Raw genomic sequence first — 16,053 nt, 5'->3', positions numbered from 1 at the left:
GCGGCCTTTATTTTTTTTGTAAATGTCATATTGATATTATGGATTATCTATGTTATTTTATTGTTAATAACAAAATGATAATAACAATTAAGAAATAATAAAAATGAACACTCTAAAGAAAGCGAGGAAGCGACGATGTTTGGATTTAATTTTGTTAAATTTCAGCCCAGTGAGTATGTCATGAAGGTGAAGAACGGGAAGGTGGTTCGAGAGGGTGTGGGGTTATCTTTTTATTACTATGCTCCGACTACCTCGGTTGTCGTCGTGCCGGTATCTTCCATTGATGTACCGTTCATGTTTGAGGATATGACGAATGATTTCCAGGCGGTAACCGTGCAGGGGCAACTGACTTATCGGATTGTGGATTACCGCAGAACGACGCAGATTTTAAACTATACGTATGATTTGAAGGAACGGCGTTACATTTCAGACGATCCCAGCAAGCTGGCCCAACGGGTAATTAACATCGCCAAGGTGCTTACCAAAAAGTATTTGGAACGGGTCCCACTCAAAGAAGCGGTTCAGTCCAGTGAGCGCCTGGCCCAAAACATGACGAAGGATATTGCTCAACATACTGAAATGGAGAAACTGGGCATTGAGGTCATGGGGCTGTCCATTTTGGCGGTTTTACCAAATAAGGAGACGATGAGAGCGCTGGAGGCGCAGGCGAGAGAGGAAATTCTTCGCAGTGCGGATCACGCTTTGTATGAGCGTCGTAACGCATCTATTGAGCAGGAGCGGCGTGTGAAGGAAAATGAGCTGAATACTGAAATTGCGGTGGAGACGAAAAAAAGACAGATTCGCGAAACCCAACTGGATGCCGAGCGTTCCGTAAAGCAAAAGCAAAGTGAGATGAAGGAAGAGCAGCTGCGGTTTGACACAGCTTTGGAGGAGAAAAAGCGTGAACTGATTGAGCTGACCGTAACGAATAAAAAGGCGGAAGCCGATGCCAAGGCCTATGAGCTAACAGCGGTGATGAAATCGTTACAGGATGTCGAGCCCAACGTACTTCAAGCTATGGCCAACATGGATATGAGCCCGGATAAGCTGATTGCGATCGCCTTTCAGGAGCTCGCAGAAAATGCAGGGAAAATCGGTCAACTGAATATTACACCGGATCTGCTGCAAGGTCTCATGTCAGATGCGGGAACAAACGGATCAGCAGGATCGAGAGGGTCTGGAGGAAGAGCACGATGAGCAGCCGAATGACAGAGCAGAAGATTATTTTGGTGAAGCGTAAAACGCGACTGGAGGAACTGATTGTCCGCTACAATACGGTGCAGCAGGCTCGCTTCTTTATGGAACGGCTGGGTGCAGATTTCAGCGATTATGTGCTGGAGGATGAAAATTACCGCAGGGCGGTGGCAACGGCAACGTCCGAGTTGTCGGCTTTGGGACGTGTCCAAATTGTGGAGCGGGAGCATGTGCCGAACTTTATTTTTGGTGAGCAGGATACGGTAGTGGTGCTGGGTCAGGACGGGCTGGTAGCCAACACCTTAAAATATTTGAGCGAGCAGCCGCTAATTGGAGTGAATCCAGATCCGATGCGCTGGGACGGAGTATTGCTGCCGTTTACTGTATCCGATCTGCGCTGGGTGGTGCCGGATGTGTTCGTGCACAAACGGCCGATTAAGGAGGTTACGCTGGCTAAGGCCCAACTAAATGATGGTCAATCCATATATGCCGTGAATGATTTGTTCATCGGACGCAAAACTCATGTTTCTGCAAGATATGAGCTGAGATTGGAGGAACAGGTAGAGCAGCAATCGTCCAGCGGTATTATCGTTTCCACGGGACTGGGGGCGACGGGTTGGCTGACCAGTGTGCTGGCTGGAGCCGCCGGAATTGTCGGCAGTGCTACACGGCACCCGGTTTCGCTGACTCCAGATCACCTGATGTCAGATGCTGCTTTCAGCCAGGAAGTGACAGTAGAAGGAATGGGGCATGATCATCGTGCAACCTGGAGCTCGCCCTCGCTTTATTTTACAGTGAGAGAACCATTCCCCAGTCGGACGACTACTGCGGAGATGGTGTTTGGGCAGGTGGCTGTTGAAAGACCGCTGCGCATTGCTTCGCAGATGCCGGAGAATGGAGTTATTTTTAGTGATGGAGTAGAAAGCGACTTTCTGGAGTTTAATGCTGGCATTGAGGCAACCATTGGACCGGCGGAGAAAAAAGGTCATCTGGTCGTGTAGAGGTTTGTACAGGACAGCAATGGGTAATTATGAGTAAGGTACAACCAACAGATGAAATTAAAAAGGAGGAATCAACATGAGCGACCATACTCAAGACGAAGCGAAAATCCGCAACAAGAAGAACGAGGACGGAGATTCCTTGATGGAGAAGACGAAGCTGGACAACGGCGTGGATATCGAGCCTGAGGCTGATGAATGGATTGCGAAGCCCGCACCAGTATCATACGACGATACAAACTCCTCTTCCCAGAAATAAGACTCTTGTGTCTTAATAGAGCAGTGATGCAAAGACAGATGATCCGGTTCAGGATCATCTGTCTTTTTTACCTATGAATTGAATCTGGAATATACCTTCCATACTAGCTCGCGGCGGCTGCTTACCTCTGTTTTCAAGAAAATGGCTTTCAGATGATCCTGCACTGTGTAGGCCGTAATATGAAGTGCAGTTGCCAGCTCCTTGGTAGAAAAGCCTTGAATAATGAGCCGGACAAGCTGTCTCTCTCGTTCAGTCCATGAGTAGATCTCAGCCATGAGCGGCAACATGTCGGTTGCTTTAGCAGGCTCAAACCATACAGCCAGCTGCTTCTCGCCCGTATGCTCACGTCCGCCTTGCAGGAGAGTAGCTCTGACGGTGACCCAAGGAGTTCCAGCGTCTGCGGAAGGGATACATAGTCTGGCTGGTGCAGTAGAAGTGGATAGCGCTCGCAAGCTTACCGCCCGAACAGAGGCCGGCAACTCGTCCTCATGGATTCCTTCCTGCTGCCGAAGCAGCTTTAGCCACTGTTCTGCTACTATATTGGACGAGAGGGGTTCTAGTTGGGTGGAAAGCGTCAGAACACCTGGCTCAAGTTCATGTTCCATAGCCATAGCGGGGGCTGGAGATACACCGACACTGGTTTGACGCAGATGGTAGGCTATGGGCGGTGCTAACGCTTCAAGCAGTTGTTGCTCTTCCGTGCTGAATACAGGCTTTCCATGGTGGCGAAACAACGTAAGAAATCCCCAGCAGCTCCCTTTGTACATAAATGGAACCCGCAGCTCATCCCCGAATCCAGCGGGCTGCAAAACATCTCTAAAACGTGTACTTCGATCCGGTTGGCCTTGTGTAGACTCATAAAGTGTTGCGATGGACTGCCCTTCTCGCACCAATTGATCGTATTTCATAATATCTTCGTGCAGATATTCGTATTCGAGTAGTTTGCTATGAATGTCCTCTACACCCGACTCCGTAAATGCACCCGTGGAAAGCAGCGTTCGCGGATCTACTGAGGTACAGCATGCCGCATCAAAAGAAATCTGAGTACGCAAGCGGTCGATTAGCGTGTGCTTGTATGTAGGAGATGAGGGTGATTTATTTCCCATTTCCATGATTGGTTGTTGATCATTCTTAAGCTGTGCAAGTGGTGTATGATGTGCGTTCATCCTGTACTCCTATCGTGAAAGCTGGAGATTCTTCAAAGCGCGTCTTTTTAAATCCCACATTTATGGGATGGTGGATATTCGTATTGTCTTTATAATTGAGAATGATTCTTAATTAAATCTACAATAAACGAATGGTTGCTGAAGATCAAGGCTAAATGTTTGGAGGAGAGCATATATGCAACAACCTCATATTGGAAATACCGCCTCAAATCAACCGATGAGCTGGAATCATCCGAATGTGCATAAATACGCGGATACGATTGCTTTAAAAATACCAGGATATGCCCATCTGTATGAGATGACAGATTGTTTGATAACCGCACAGCTTGCAGCACAGGCTCATACCCGAAAGATCGACCCGAATGTGCTCATTGTCGGAGCTGGGGGCGGTCAGGAATTGATTACGCTCGGAGGGCGGCATCGGGCATGGTCCTTTACGGCAGTTGATCCCTCTGCGCACATGCTGGATTTGGCGCGTCAGCGTGTGTCCCAAGCGGGTATCAGTTCAAAAATATCATTTGTTGCAGGTACGTTGGAAGAGTTGTCTGGAGAACAGCCTGAAGAACAGCTCGAAAAGCATGGCAAAGAGTCATGTAGAGAAGCAGTCTATGATGCTGCTACCTGCCTGCTGGTGCTTCATTTTCTTCAGAGCTTGGAGAGTAAACAGGCATTGCTACGCCAGATATCCGCTCGACTCAAGCCAGGTGCACCTTTTTGCCTAGCATCTATTAATGGGAATCCACAGGAGTCTTCTTTTTCACTTCAAATGCAGGCGTGGAAAGGTCATATGCTGAGTCAGGGCATTTCACTGGAGGATTGGGAGAGATTCGCTGCTTCCATCGGTCGCGAGTCAAATCCGGTGTCCAATGCGGCAATACAGAAGCTGTTGATAGATGCAGGCTTTACCCACATCACTCGGTATTATGGTGCTTTTTTAGTAAATGCATGGTTTGCGGTTAAAGGGGGAGAGATGGCTTATGACAAAGGATAACATCATCATTATTGGCGGGTATGGCCATGTTGGGAAAATTGTATGTACGGAATTAAGTGAGATGTTCCCCGGCAAGGTATTTGCCGCAGGCCGCAGTCTGGAACGTGCCACTGCATTCAGCCAACAATCGAATGGTAAGATACGACCCTTACAACTTAATATTCATGAGCCGATGGACCCTTCGATATTAAAGCAAACCAAAATGATTATTATGTGTCTGGATCAGGACAATACAGCCTTGGTACGTACCTGTCTTCAGCATGGGGTGCATTACATGGATATTACTGCGAATGCGGACTTTTTGGTTCAGGTGGAGCAGTCTCATCAGGAGGCCCGAGCTTATCAGGCCACAGCGCTGTTGAGTGTAGGATTAGCTCCAGGGCTAACTAATCTATTGGCATTGCAAGCAACACAGCTCATGAATCAAACGGATGAATTGAACATATCATTGATGCTGGGCTTGGGTGATCGACACGGTCAGGCTGCGATTGAGTGGACCGTAGATCAGATTTATACCGACCTGGAAGTTGTAGAACAAGGACGTCCAGTGACTCGAAGAAGTTTTACCGACGGCATAGTGGTAGACTTTGGTGCGGGGATAGGGCGGCATCGGGCGTATCGGTTTCCTTTTTCGGATCAGCAGACACTTCCACGTACACTCGATGTTCCTACGGTCAGCACAAGCCTGTGTTTTGATTCGCGCTTAACCACCAGACTTCTGGCAGGGCTGCGGACGATAGGGATATCCGGTCTGCTCCGAAAGCCAACGGTTCGTGAGGCAGTAGTTCGCAGCTTTGGCAAGGTGCACTTTGGAGGAAATGCTGTAGCGGTCAAGGTAGACGCCCAAGGAACTCTCAATGGCAAGGAGACGAGGGTCGAATGCAGGCTAAGGGGACATCATCAGTCTGATTTAACTGCTAAAGCTGCCGTCTTTGCAGCGCTTGCTCTGTATCGCTCAGAACTTCCATATGGTGTTTTTCACATGGAGCAGGTTTTTTCGTGGGATCGCATGCGGGCTTGGCTGGGACAGCAGGTGGACGTAGATATTCAGGTGAACGGACAGCAAGTATAAAAGTCATATATTCTGAAAAAAGATTCTCATATCATCCAAGCTTATTCAGCAACGCCTTGCGGATAGGTCTTGGATTTCTTTTCCTATTGGATTACACTAGAAGGAAGTACATATTTCTGGGAAAGACCAGAGGGGATGATATGAAATGTGGAATCCCTATGAACATAGTAGGCAGCATCCGCACGATTTTATAGTAAAATATCGATTTTACACACCGGAAGAAGGAGGCAGGAAACAACTGCCTATTCAGGGTTATCGCTGCGATTTTTCCTATGAGGGCGACGATATTACAACAACGGGAATTTATGCAATACATCCTGAGTTTGAAGATGAAGAGGGTCAATTGATCATGGATACCAGGCACCCGATTCACCGGGAAGGTCAGGCAAGAATGTGGATTTTGTTTGGAGAAATGAGGGAAAAGGTACACCGACACCGGATACATGTAGGAACCAGGGGATATTTTATGGAAGGCCCACGCCGAGTCGGTGAAGTTGAAGTTACAAGTCTGGTAGGCCTCTTGACCAATCCGCTCGACTAAGCTGCTAGAATTCAATCAGAAGGTGCAATCAGACAGCGAATAGAGGTGTTCAATCGAAGATGGATGTCGCTTATATTATCGATTTATTACGTGAAGACGATGTAACCTTAACCCCAGGCTTATCCACTGAGGAGATTACTGAAGTTGAAGATAGGTATGGTATACACTTTCCGCCCGATTTGAGAGAGTTGCTGATGAGCGTTCTTCCAATCGGTAAAAGTTTTATCCCTTGGAGAGATACGTCACCACAGCGAATGGGTGTCATTCGGCAAAGGCTGAATTGGCCGCTCGAAGGTATGATTTTTGATGTAGAACAGAATATATTCTGGCCTTCCGAATGGGGAGAAAGACCAACAGATGTGGAAGAAGCCGTTGATACATGTAAACGTGAGTTTTTGCGTGTGCCCAAGCTGATCCCCGTCTATGGTCACCGATATATCCCAGAACAGCCATGTGAAGAAGGAAATCCGGTATTTTCAGTGTATCAAACGGATATTATCGTGTATGGAGAAAGTTTGCAGGAGTATTTCAAGCTGGAATTTGGGGAGAAGACTTACGAACAGATTGATTTTGAGACCGTAAAAACAGTTCGCTTTTGGAGTGATTTATGTAGTTGAATCGCTGAATCGTTAGGAAGTTAAATGAGTCGAGATAAAGGAAGGAGAGACTAAGGTGAAGTTGGAGCAGGATTTGGAAGAAATCAAAGAAAGGTTGACCCAGATCGAGACCAAACTGGAACAAAAGTCGACTTCCAGCAAAATCTTAAAGTACATGATCATCATTTTCTTGTCTATTTTTTTCTTGCTTGTTGTGATCGGTGTTGTCCAGTTTGTCTCGAGCTGATCAGTACAAATTTTTATGGACAGAAAGGAGCTTGTTATGTCTATAGAAGCCATTATTTTTGATCTGGATAATACACTGATTCATCGTAAACAGGCATTTGCTGCATATACGGAGCGGTTTATAGAACGATTTATTGTGGCAGAAGAACCAGCCAGCCGTGCGGCGGTCATTGAACGAATACGTCTGGCAGATCAGGACGGTTACCGGGATAAAAGGGAGCTGTATACGGAGCTGCATGCAGACCTGAAACTGAAAAATCCCGATACGACAGTACAGGAGATGCTGGGCTTTTGGTATGGTGAATTTCATAAGTTTACGGTTTTGATGGACGGAGCCAAGGAAGTGCTGTCCGAACTGCGGTCTCGGGGCTTGAAGCTTGGTATGATTACCAACGGTTCACTCCGTACACAGCAGGCGAAGATTGACCGAGTGATGCTGAGAGATTATGTGGATTCCATTATTGTATCGGGCGGAGTCAACGTCGAGAAGCCTAATCCTCGTATTTTCGAGTTGGCACTGCGTGAGTTGGACATTGCCGAACCTGGTCATGCCTGCTATGTAGGCGATCATCCGACGAATGATATTCGGGGTGCGCAAAGTGCAGGATTGCATACCATTTGGCTGGAAGGCTTTATGACGTGGAATGAAGCAGGCATTGTACCGGATCATCAGATTCAGAGCCTACGTGAAATCACTGGCTGGCTGGATCGTCTCAGTTATCCATCGAAAATGGAGGAGGGAGCATCATGAGTATGGAGCAGCAACCGAATCCCATTCTATTATCGTTCCCGGAACAATTCCAGACAGGGCGATTGACCATACGCGCTCCGCAATGGGGCGATGGTGCTGCGGTCAATGAGGCGATAAGAGAGAGTGTACATGAGTTGCGGCCCTGGCTTCCTTTTGCGAGAAATCTCCCTACGGTAGAGGAATCTGAGATCCGTTCACGCCAAGCCAGACTTAAATTTCTGGATCGATCTGACATGATGCTGTATATATTTGATACGGCTTCGGGACAATTTGTAGCCAGCAGCGGTTTGCATCGTATTGATTGGGATGCACGAAGATTTGAAATTGGATATTGGCTCAGAACATCATGGACCGGAAAAGGTATTATAACCGAGGCTGTGCACGGTATTACGGATTTTGCCATACAGCATTTGCATGCCAATCGGGTGGAAATTCGTTGTGATTCCAGAAACACGCGCAGCGCCAAGGTAGCAGAACGTGCAGGTTTTACATTGGAGGGAATTTTAAGAAACATCGAGTATGATGAAGAGGGATGCATGGCACACCAAATGGTTTTTGCCAAGGTGCGTGGTGTTGAATTTTAGCAAGCGATAGTATGATATTGGGGGCTTATTATGATTCATGATATGACGAAAAATACAGACAAGTTGGTGTGCATACAATATGACATCAGCTTAAGGTTCAGCAATCTTGCAAGCGCTATCCCAAGAGAAGGATTGACGAAGCTTTCAGAAGGATTGCGGGGATTTCCAGTGTTAGGAAAGGTAGTTTAGCATGAGAGAACTTCATAATTGCAGCAGTAAGGGAGTTAATCAGGCAATACAGGAAAAGTTCAACTGGAAGGCTCGCGCCGCGTATCTGGTTGCCGTGCTGCTCATGATCTTGTTGGGCTTGGGAAGTCGGGCTTTCTCCACCCGGTTACCCGCATTCGTTGTCAATCACTTTGGGGATGCCTTGTGGGCGTGCATGATTTATTTTGGGCTGAGGATGTTGTGGGTGAATCGTCAGTTGTCTGTAGCCCTGTGGGGCAGTTTGCTGTTTTGCTTTGCTATTGAGTTCAGTCAAATGTACCAAGCTCCCTGGATTAACCACATCCGGGCGACCACCCTGGGCGGGCTAGTGCTTGGCAAAGGGTTTCTGACTGTGGATCTGATTAGGTACACGGTCGGTATTGTGATATCCTGGGCATTGGACCAAGGCTACCAAAGGCTGGCGAGGATCAATAGACGTTAGACGATGACAAACCACTCAAATAATCTGAGAAGCGAGGGTTGCGCTTGAAACAGGGAAAGCGTCACAGGTTGTTCGGTAAGATGATTGGTTTATGCGCAGGATTCAGCTTGTTGTTTGCAACCATACTTATTCCAGGGCAGGCATTAGCCGAAAAGCAGCTTGCGGCGCCTCTTCGTTTTGATTTTGGCCCTGGGGATGTAGCTGACGGCTACACTCAGGTCACTGCCAAGGATGCTTACACGCCTGAGCGTGGTTATGGGTTTACCGATCTTACCAAGGTAAATGAAGAGAACCGTGGTGGAAGTGATGCTATACGCTCAGATTTTGTTCGTGTTCAAGGCTCATCATTTGTCGTCAATTTGCCACCTGCGGATTACACGCTTTCTCTAATTGCCGGAGATACTGCCGGAAACACGGACATCACGGTTAAAGCCGAATCCATCGTTAAAGTAGAGCCTACCGTCAAAGCAGCAGGACAATTTGTCGAGGCTGGATTTGAGCTTGCACTCATCGACGGTCAGCTTGAATTGTATTTTTCGGGAGATGAAGCGAAGATCAACGCCTTGGTTATCACACCCAAGGAAGCTCGAACGGCTGGAGAGCATCCTTCCGTATACCTTGCGGGAGATTCCACGGTTCAAACTTACAAAGCCTCGATGAAGCCTCAGGCGGGCTGGGGGCAAATGATTGCTCCACTTTTTACAGATGAGACTATTTTTGTGAACCGTTCTATTGGTGGACGAAGCACGAGGACCTTTTTGGTTCAAGGACGGTTAGATGATATTTTACGGAATATCCGTCCAGGAGATTACCTGTTCATACAGTTTGGGCATAATGATGCCGCGATCAATAATCAGGAACGTTATGTTTCACCTGCCGACTACAAAGTTTACTTGAAAACGTACATCCAAGGAGCCATCCAACGTGGTGCGATACCTGTGCTAATTACTCCTGTAGGCCGCCGCGATTATGATGCAGCAAGTGCATCGTTTCGGATCAGTTTCCCGGAATATGTGCAGGCCATGAAGGAAACCGCATCAGAGACGGGTGTTGCATTGGTCGATCTTAGTCAATTGAGTGTAGCCTACTATGATACATTAGGCCTGGAAGGAACACTTCCATTATTTTTACATTTGGAGCCAGGTGCGTATCCTGCATTTCCAGACGGCGTGAAGGATGATACGCATTTTCAGGAGTACGGTGCGGAGCAAATAGCCCGCTTGGTAGCCCAAGGGGTCCGTGACTTGAATATTCCTTTATCCTCTTATGTAAAGGTAGAGAAGCTGCAATAGCACTGAGTTTCCATAATCATTATACCTAGAAAATAAGCCGGCCCTATCCAACCCAGTATAATTTAGGCTTGGGTGGGGCTTTGATGTTCTGGATCTTAAGGAGGAAGCAGAATGACAATCGCTCAACTTCATAATCTTATTAACGGTCAACTCCTGCATAATCAGCATCGGAGTTTATTTTATATGCGCGAGGGCTCTGTACTGTTAGGGCCTTCAGCGGAAATGACGTATTGGCTGACGCGGAGAAGCTCCGAACTGGTCCTTATGCTTCAAAGCCTGAAGCGCCAGCATACGTATCATGTTTTTGTGAAGGATGTAGCGGCCAAAATACTGTCCCAGTTTGTAAATACCAATCAGTATATACATTTTCACACAGACCATGTGAGGGACCTTATGGAGCTGTATGATCGATTCTTTACCCGGATTGAAAATCTGTTTCAAAAGAAATCTATAGCAGGAACAACTCTGGATTTACTGCTTCAGCAGCATTATGGACATTTGAGAGATTTTTTAACCCGCACCAATGGACATGAAATGTTTGCTAAATATGCAGAGAGTGAGTATACCTTTTGGATACCTTGTGAGGAATATACGCCGAAGTTGCAAGCAAATCTGCTAGGCTTGGACATTGCTCGTTTGCAAGAGCCTGTTCTAGATGTTGGCTGCGGATCAAAGGCGCAGTTGGTTACTTATTTACGTACCTTTGGAATCGAGGCATACGGAACAGATCGGCTGGCTGAAACAGACGGTTGTATCAATCAAGGAGATTGGTTAGAGACTACTTATGGAGAAAGTAGATGGGGAACGATCGTTTCACATATGGCATTCTCCAATCATTTTATACATCATCATCTGAAGGCAGACGGCAATATTCAGCAGTACGCTCGTAAATATATGGAATTGCTTAGAGCCATTCGGCCAGGAGGAAGCTTTATTTACAGTCCGTGCCTCCCGTTTATGGAAGAGCTTTTGGATGCCCGAATGGGGTATCAAGTAGAGTATATCCAGTCTACAGAAGGTTACAGAGCTACGAAAATAACGCGTATACATTCATAAGTGCTAGGGATACAACCATTTGTCAGATCCACTCTTGGAATGGTAGTATAAGGATAGATATTACTCTATTTGGGATTCTATTAATGATCAGGATTCTCATGACGTGGATATGATAGCATAATTGCCCTGAATAATAATGATTATTTTATAAATAACGGAATTTTTCAGGGAAGATTAAACCATATTTTCCTAAAAGCCGATATATGGAAATGAGGCGAGAACACCTGTTATTACCCGCCCCAAAATGGATGTATATAATTGGGTTAGGAGAGTAGAAGAAGTGTCCGATCTGTATACAAAAAAAGAAGTGGAAGATTATGTAACGAATGTGGCTTTCGAGCGACCTTTAGGTGTAAGTATTTCAGCTATTTTACTGATTTTTAATGGAGCGCTCCTGTTGGTGACACAGCTATTGACGCTCAATGCACTAAATGAGGCTTCTACGTTATTAGGCATGTGCAGAGGTATGTTTCAAGGGTTTATCGCATTGCTCGGTTTGGCAGGAACGGCTGCTGGTATTGGTATGTTGTTCGGTAAGAAGTGGGCTTGGTGGCTGGCAATATTTTATTTTACATATGAGACCATGCGTTATGCGTGTGCAATTCTGTTTATTCCCGACATCTCCCCAGCGTTAGGTGGTGTGCACCTAAGCCCTGCTTTATACTACATTAAATATGGAATGCGTATTATTTGGAATTTATTGTTTACTTTTTTTATGTGTCGTAGTACCGTGACCGGCTTTTTTCAAACAAGTGAAATCAACAAGTGGAAAGCATGTATCGCATTATTTCTCATCAATGGAGTGATGGTGGGGATCGGCTGGTGGTTGGTTAAATAGGTTGTTCTTCGGTGTGAAGGGGAGATGAACGATGACAATGGAAACGTTTCCGGTTTTGATAACCGATCGACTTCTTTTAAGACAGCTTACATTAGGAGACGCGGAGGATATATTCACCTATTTCTCCAGAGATGAGGTCACAAAATATTATGATTTGGAAACTTTTACGCAGGTAGAACAAGCAGAGAAATTTATTCGTTCCATGCTAGTCAGATACGAGAAGCAAGCGGGCTTTCGTTGGGGAATTACGTTAAAAGAAGCTCCTGAGCGGATCGTGGGTACAATTGGATTTCATAACTGGCAGAAGGAGCACTCCCGTATTGAAATCGGCTATGAGCTGGCACCGGAATATTGGCAACAAGGGCTGATGACAGAAGCGATGAAGGTGGTCGTGGATTATGGCTTTCAATTACCGCAGGTTCACCGTATAGAAGCCTTCATTGATCCAGATAACGAAGGCTCCAGACGGCTGTTACTTAAAAGTGGCTTTACTAAAGAGGGTCACCTGAGAGATTACTTTTATGAAAAAAGTCAGTTTGTTGACGCTGTTGTTTTTGGTTATCTCCGAAGGGAATTTCCCGTAAAGCAGTAAGTTTACAAATATCCTTTGTCTCCGTATGGCTGGAGCCGATCAAGCCAGGTCTGCTCCAGCTTTGCCAGTGTATCTTTGACATCAAAGAATTCCGAATCTTTTTTCTTTAATACATCCAGTACTTCAAATTCAAACGAATCTTCGCCATATTCATTCCATTCCTGTTGTAATGGTTTGTTCTTAAATCCACCCATTTGCAGCTCAAAACGCCGTCCATTCAGCGACTTTAAATTCGGCGTGGAAGCGACAAAAATTTTCCCATTACGTGTATTGCGAATACAATAGATTCCTGCCTCAGTCTTCATCTCCATGTATTGCTGAACTAGTTCTTTTCTTCGATCCATTGTCCAATCCTCCTATTTTATAAGCGCCTAGCTTCAAGATTCCTTCAACCAATATTCACTGCCATCCGGTTTGCGGTCCAATAGACCGTATTCAATCATATATCTTCGCACCGTGACATAATCGTCATATACTTCCTGTAAAATCGCATTGATATCTTTCTCATGATATATTTGTCCCTTCACAAAACGGTCCGCAATTTCACGCAGCACAATCAGCTTGTGCTTTTCTTGCATTTTAAAGGTCTTTAGACGCCCGTCCGTCCCATTCGGAAAATACTTCATGAGTACCTTTTGCCTCTCGTCTTCCGTAATGTTGTAGCGTTCATCTACCATCCGTGCTCGTACGGGTACTTCTACCATGGCGGGAGCGTGATGGTCTTTCTCCTTTAATAGTTCCATTAATGTGAGAAATACCTTGGCCTGTCGTTCTTTTTCCTTGAGACCAAAGCGATGATTGCGTATGGTGGATGCACTGCCGATTCCGGTTTCCTTTTGAATGTCAGCATCGCCCATACCTTGATAAAATAACTGAAGTAACCGATTCTGGTGATCCGTCAGTCCGGTCAGCTTTTTGTCCAGACCGATCAAATAGTCAAAGACCGAACCGTACGTCCGCTCAATATGAAGACGCATATACCGCTCCGCGTCATAAAATATCCCTTGATCCTGATATATGATGCCTTGTTCATATCGTTGTCCGTCCAAGAGGCAAATTACCTGTTCCCCTTGGCGAATATATCCACGCTTCAGTTCTTCGATACCAGCATTCCAGAATAGTTCGGAATAGTCCATTTAGCAAACACCTCAATTAAATGATGATTATTTTATAGACAATATAACATTTTGTTTACTTAAAATCAATGAGTGGATATGTGTTTACGATTCCAAACAATGTTCGCTATATACAAAAGAGACATAGAATTGTTATCATATCTAAATTATTGAATTGGATGAAGACGGGATAGTTGCTAATATCGTAATAAGGTGGATTGGTAAACTATGAACAAAGTACGATTAGAAGAAGTCATAGAAAGTGGAGATTTAAAGGAAGCTTTGAAGATAACAGAGGATGTGGGTGAAACATTGGATCACTCATTAGCTCCAATATTGTTAAGATATTTAGCAACGACGGATAGTGTATTGCTGAGGAATGCAATCGCTGTTACGTTAGCTTATCTAGGAGACAGTGAAGCAGCGTTGCCACTTATCGATTTGTTAAGAAGTCCCGAAACGAAAGGGAATAGAGGCACGCTTTTATATGCTCTAGAATTTTTTGATGTATCTAATCATGTTGTGATGCTGGTAGATTTACTGGATGATAACTTTGAAGTGAGTAGACAATCTTATCAATTGATAAGTAACGTGCAAGATAAAATTACTAAAGCTCAAAAGGATATATGCAGACAAATGATAAGAGGAAAGCTGGAAGATCATAAAAATAAATATAAGCGAGACTTTTTGCTAGAATCTTTAGAACTTTTTACATGATTTTATATTTGAGAGGTCTGGTTGAAGTAGTGAAGATAATTAAAAAGCCACGGGATTTCAATCCTTAGCGACTTCAAAATAATTGAGAAGCTAAAAATGGTAACTTAAATGCTCATTCCTTGAAATAATAGTGAGGAGATATGATATGAAACATAGATTTGCTGTCATGGATGATGAAAGCGGGCTCACAGTTGGTTATTGTGGAGATGTGGTTGGGCTAACGGGTGATATTATGGTCGAAACGTATGAGAAGGTCATTTTTGAACAATTTGTCTTTAATGAGGAATTCATAAGAGATATAGCAAAGACAAAACAAACGGTATCCAACTTGTGCCTTGTTATTTTAAATGACGAAGAAAAAGGGATTGGAAGCTATTATTATCATTTACCTGAATCCTACATCATCCATAAACCAAATGATAATAAAGAAAATTTCAATCTGGAGTTAACAGGCATACTTGAAACGAAGCCGTCCTCTGTAGAATTAAGATTATGGGAGTTTTTAAAGGGAACTCAGCCCCATGAAAATAATATATGGCATACCTTCTCTAAAGAAGAGCGATCCGGATGGCTAAACGTGACCAGAATACATTCTGCATCTAATCATTTTGCCAGACCGGATAAACGAGGAGAAGTCTACACCTTAGACGGTGAATACATATCTGATTTTACAACATTTTTTATAGCACTTGGTGAAGCGATTAATGGGCCGGGAGGGTACTTTGGATTTAGCTTGGACAGTATATCGGACTGTCTCTGTGGAGGTTTTGGGGCAGTAGGTCCGTTCACAATCCATTGGAAAAACGCACATTTTTTCTTGGAAAAATTTCAGGAAAAATGGGATCAAGAAGAGAGATGTTATGGATTATCATCACAACAATATTTTAAGGATCTTCTAACGATTTTAGTATCAGGTGGTGTTACTGTGAATTTTTCTTCGAATTAAGACAGTAAAGCAAGAAGGAGATTTGGAAATGGGATATAAAATTAATGCACTACCTTTTACATAGGAGAAAAAGTATTTAAAGTTTGTGTATGGCTATTTTAGCGAACGTAACAGTTGCTGACTAATAAATATGAGCGGATTGTGAGTGAAGCTGATCAATTCTTGCATTACAGCACCGGCAGAAGTACTAAAACCCCAATCAGCTCCGAATAATATTTTTTGCTGCTGCTCAGATGCAGGTGGCTGAGGTTCTTCCAAGCCATATTGCTCTGCTAGTCTCTCTTTCGTTTTTTGATCTATGACAAGGTCATTCTGTGCAAAGGTATAACACATAGGAATGCTTAACTGTATTAAAAGTAGTAATGCTACGGGTATGATTATTTTTTTGCTCTGCATGGTTAGCTCCTGTGATCTCAGGTTTTGGTTTGTATTTTTCATATCAATCGATCT

At 44.7% G+C, this 16,053-nt stretch carries 20 protein-coding genes and 1 pseudogene; 17 read left to right on the top strand and 4 right to left on the bottom strand.

Translation table 11 applies throughout. The features are described 5' to 3' along the window. Nucleotides 1-135: 135 nt before the first annotated feature. The 3 genes from ABEW32_RS24085 (at nucleotide 136) to ABEW32_RS24075 (ending at nucleotide 2,451) form a co-directional block, all read left to right on the top strand. The gene (locus ABEW32_RS24085) at nucleotides 136-1,197 is read left to right on the top strand and encodes an SPFH domain-containing protein (protein ID WP_430192505.1); all 1,062 of its coding nucleotides are present in this window, start codon (nucleotides 136-138) and stop codon (nucleotides 1,195-1,197) included. Beyond that, nucleotides 1,194-2,195: a diacylglycerol kinase catalytic domain-containing protein gene (locus ABEW32_RS24080; RefSeq protein ID WP_430192503.1), complete on the top strand. Its 1,002-nt coding sequence runs from the start codon at nucleotides 1,194-1,196 to the stop codon at nucleotides 2,193-2,195. The genes ABEW32_RS24085 and ABEW32_RS24080 overlap by 4 nt, the downstream gene beginning before the upstream one ends. A 76-nt stretch (nucleotides 2,196-2,271) precedes the next feature. After that, nucleotides 2,272-2,451, top strand: a complete 180-nt coding sequence (locus ABEW32_RS24075) for a hypothetical protein (protein ID WP_430192501.1) — start codon at nucleotides 2,272-2,274, stop codon at nucleotides 2,449-2,451. 71 nt (nucleotides 2,452-2,522) lie between these two features. Here ABEW32_RS24075 and ABEW32_RS24070 read toward each other — a convergent pair whose 3' ends face one another. Next, nucleotides 2,523-3,617, bottom strand: coding sequence for a LuxR C-terminal-related transcriptional regulator (locus ABEW32_RS24070; protein WP_430192499.1), 1,095 nt, complete (start codon nucleotides 3,615-3,617; stop codon nucleotides 2,523-2,525). A 175-nt stretch (nucleotides 3,618-3,792) separates the two neighbouring features. Here ABEW32_RS24070 and ABEW32_RS24065 point away from each other — a divergent pair, with 175 nt between their 5' ends. The 12 genes and pseudogenes from ABEW32_RS24065 to ABEW32_RS24010 all read left to right on the top strand — a co-directional run bounded on the left by ABEW32_RS24065 (nucleotide 3,793) and on the right by ABEW32_RS24010 (nucleotide 12,825). Beyond that, the gene (locus ABEW32_RS24065; protein ID WP_430192497.1) at nucleotides 3,793-4,608 is read left to right on the top strand and encodes a class I SAM-dependent methyltransferase; all 816 of its coding nucleotides are present in this window, start codon (nucleotides 3,793-3,795) and stop codon (nucleotides 4,606-4,608) included. Beyond that, nucleotides 4,595-5,680, top strand: a complete 1,086-nt coding sequence (locus ABEW32_RS24060) for a saccharopine dehydrogenase family protein (protein ID WP_430192495.1) — start codon at nucleotides 4,595-4,597, stop codon at nucleotides 5,678-5,680. The genes ABEW32_RS24065 and ABEW32_RS24060 overlap by 14 nt, the downstream gene beginning before the upstream one ends. Before the next feature lie 145 nt (nucleotides 5,681-5,825). Beyond that, nucleotides 5,826-6,221 carry a hypothetical protein gene (locus ABEW32_RS24055; RefSeq protein WP_430192493.1) on the top strand — a complete coding sequence of 132 codons (396 nt, stop codon included), beginning with the start codon at nucleotides 5,826-5,828 and terminating at the stop codon, nucleotides 6,219-6,221. 59 nt (nucleotides 6,222-6,280) lie between these two features. Continuing rightward, complete coding sequence (locus ABEW32_RS24050) at nucleotides 6,281-6,838, top strand: SMI1/KNR4 family protein (RefSeq protein ID WP_430192491.1); 558 nt, start codon at nucleotides 6,281-6,283, stop codon at nucleotides 6,836-6,838. Between the two features lie 55 nt (nucleotides 6,839-6,893). After that, nucleotides 6,894-7,064, top strand: a complete 171-nt coding sequence (locus ABEW32_RS24045; RefSeq protein ID WP_430192489.1) for a hypothetical protein — start codon at nucleotides 6,894-6,896, stop codon at nucleotides 7,062-7,064. 36 nt (nucleotides 7,065-7,100) lie between these two features. After that, nucleotides 7,101-7,814, top strand: a complete 714-nt coding sequence (locus ABEW32_RS24040) for an HAD family hydrolase (protein WP_430192487.1) — start codon at nucleotides 7,101-7,103, stop codon at nucleotides 7,812-7,814. Continuing rightward, nucleotides 7,811-8,398 (top strand): GNAT family N-acetyltransferase, encoded by a 588-nt coding sequence (locus ABEW32_RS24035; RefSeq protein WP_430192485.1) that lies wholly within the window; start codon nucleotides 7,811-7,813, stop codon nucleotides 8,396-8,398. Before ABEW32_RS24040 ends, ABEW32_RS24035 begins: the two co-directional genes overlap by 4 nt. 190 nt (nucleotides 8,399-8,588) lie before the next feature. Then, a pseudogene (locus tag ABEW32_RS24030) lies at nucleotides 8,589-9,070 on the top strand (ribosomal maturation YjgA family protein). Between the two features lie 57 nt (nucleotides 9,071-9,127). Further along, the gene (locus ABEW32_RS24025) at nucleotides 9,128-10,339 is read left to right on the top strand and encodes a rhamnogalacturonan acetylesterase (RefSeq protein WP_430192661.1); all 1,212 of its coding nucleotides are present in this window, start codon (nucleotides 9,128-9,130) and stop codon (nucleotides 10,337-10,339) included. Nucleotides 10,340-10,450: 111 nt separating this feature from the next. Further along, a complete protein-coding gene (locus ABEW32_RS24020) occupies nucleotides 10,451-11,395 on the top strand; it encodes a class I SAM-dependent methyltransferase (protein ID WP_430192483.1) in 945 nt (314 codons plus the stop codon). Between the two features lie 280 nt (nucleotides 11,396-11,675). Next, nucleotides 11,676-12,233 carry a hypothetical protein gene (locus ABEW32_RS24015; protein WP_430192481.1) on the top strand — a complete coding sequence of 186 codons (558 nt, stop codon included), beginning with the start codon at nucleotides 11,676-11,678 and terminating at the stop codon, nucleotides 12,231-12,233. 31 nt (nucleotides 12,234-12,264) lie between these two features. After that, nucleotides 12,265-12,825, top strand: coding sequence for a GNAT family N-acetyltransferase (locus tag ABEW32_RS24010; protein ID WP_430192479.1), 561 nt, complete (start codon nucleotides 12,265-12,267; stop codon nucleotides 12,823-12,825). Nucleotides 12,826-12,827: 2 nt separating this feature from the next. Here the strand turns inward: ABEW32_RS24010 and ABEW32_RS24005 are convergent, their stop codons facing one another. Both ABEW32_RS24005 and ABEW32_RS24000 read right to left on the bottom strand, forming a co-directional pair. Further along, nucleotides 12,828-13,169 (bottom strand): GIY-YIG nuclease family protein, encoded by a 342-nt coding sequence (locus ABEW32_RS24005; RefSeq protein ID WP_430192477.1) that lies wholly within the window; start codon nucleotides 13,167-13,169, stop codon nucleotides 12,828-12,830. A gap of 33 nt (nucleotides 13,170-13,202) precedes the next feature. Next, complete coding sequence (locus tag ABEW32_RS24000) at nucleotides 13,203-13,961, bottom strand: DUF2087 domain-containing protein (RefSeq protein WP_430192475.1); 759 nt, start codon at nucleotides 13,959-13,961, stop codon at nucleotides 13,203-13,205. A gap of 207 nt (nucleotides 13,962-14,168) precedes the next feature. On the opposite strand from ABEW32_RS24000, the gene ABEW32_RS23995 reads away from it, so the two are divergent. Together ABEW32_RS23995 and ABEW32_RS23990 are read left to right on the top strand one after the other, a co-directional pair. Next, the gene (locus ABEW32_RS23995; RefSeq protein ID WP_430192473.1) at nucleotides 14,169-14,657 is read left to right on the top strand and encodes a HEAT repeat domain-containing protein; all 489 of its coding nucleotides are present in this window, start codon (nucleotides 14,169-14,171) and stop codon (nucleotides 14,655-14,657) included. 145 nt (nucleotides 14,658-14,802) lie between these two features. Beyond that, nucleotides 14,803-15,603, top strand: a complete 801-nt coding sequence (locus ABEW32_RS23990; protein WP_430192471.1) for a barstar family protein — start codon at nucleotides 14,803-14,805, stop codon at nucleotides 15,601-15,603. 93 nt (nucleotides 15,604-15,696) lie between these two features. Here ABEW32_RS23990 and ABEW32_RS23985 read toward each other — a convergent pair whose 3' ends face one another. Beyond that, entirely contained in the window at nucleotides 15,697-15,999 is a 303-nt protein-coding gene (locus ABEW32_RS23985) for a hypothetical protein (protein ID WP_430192469.1), read from the bottom strand. Nucleotides 16,000-16,053: the final 54 nt, after the last annotated feature.

This window comes from Paenibacillus jamilae (genome assembly GCF_050482105.1).
GTDB lineage: Bacteria > Bacillota > Bacilli > Paenibacillales > Paenibacillaceae > Paenibacillus > Paenibacillus jamilae_B.
This window is presented reverse-complemented; position numbering and strand designations above follow the sequence as displayed.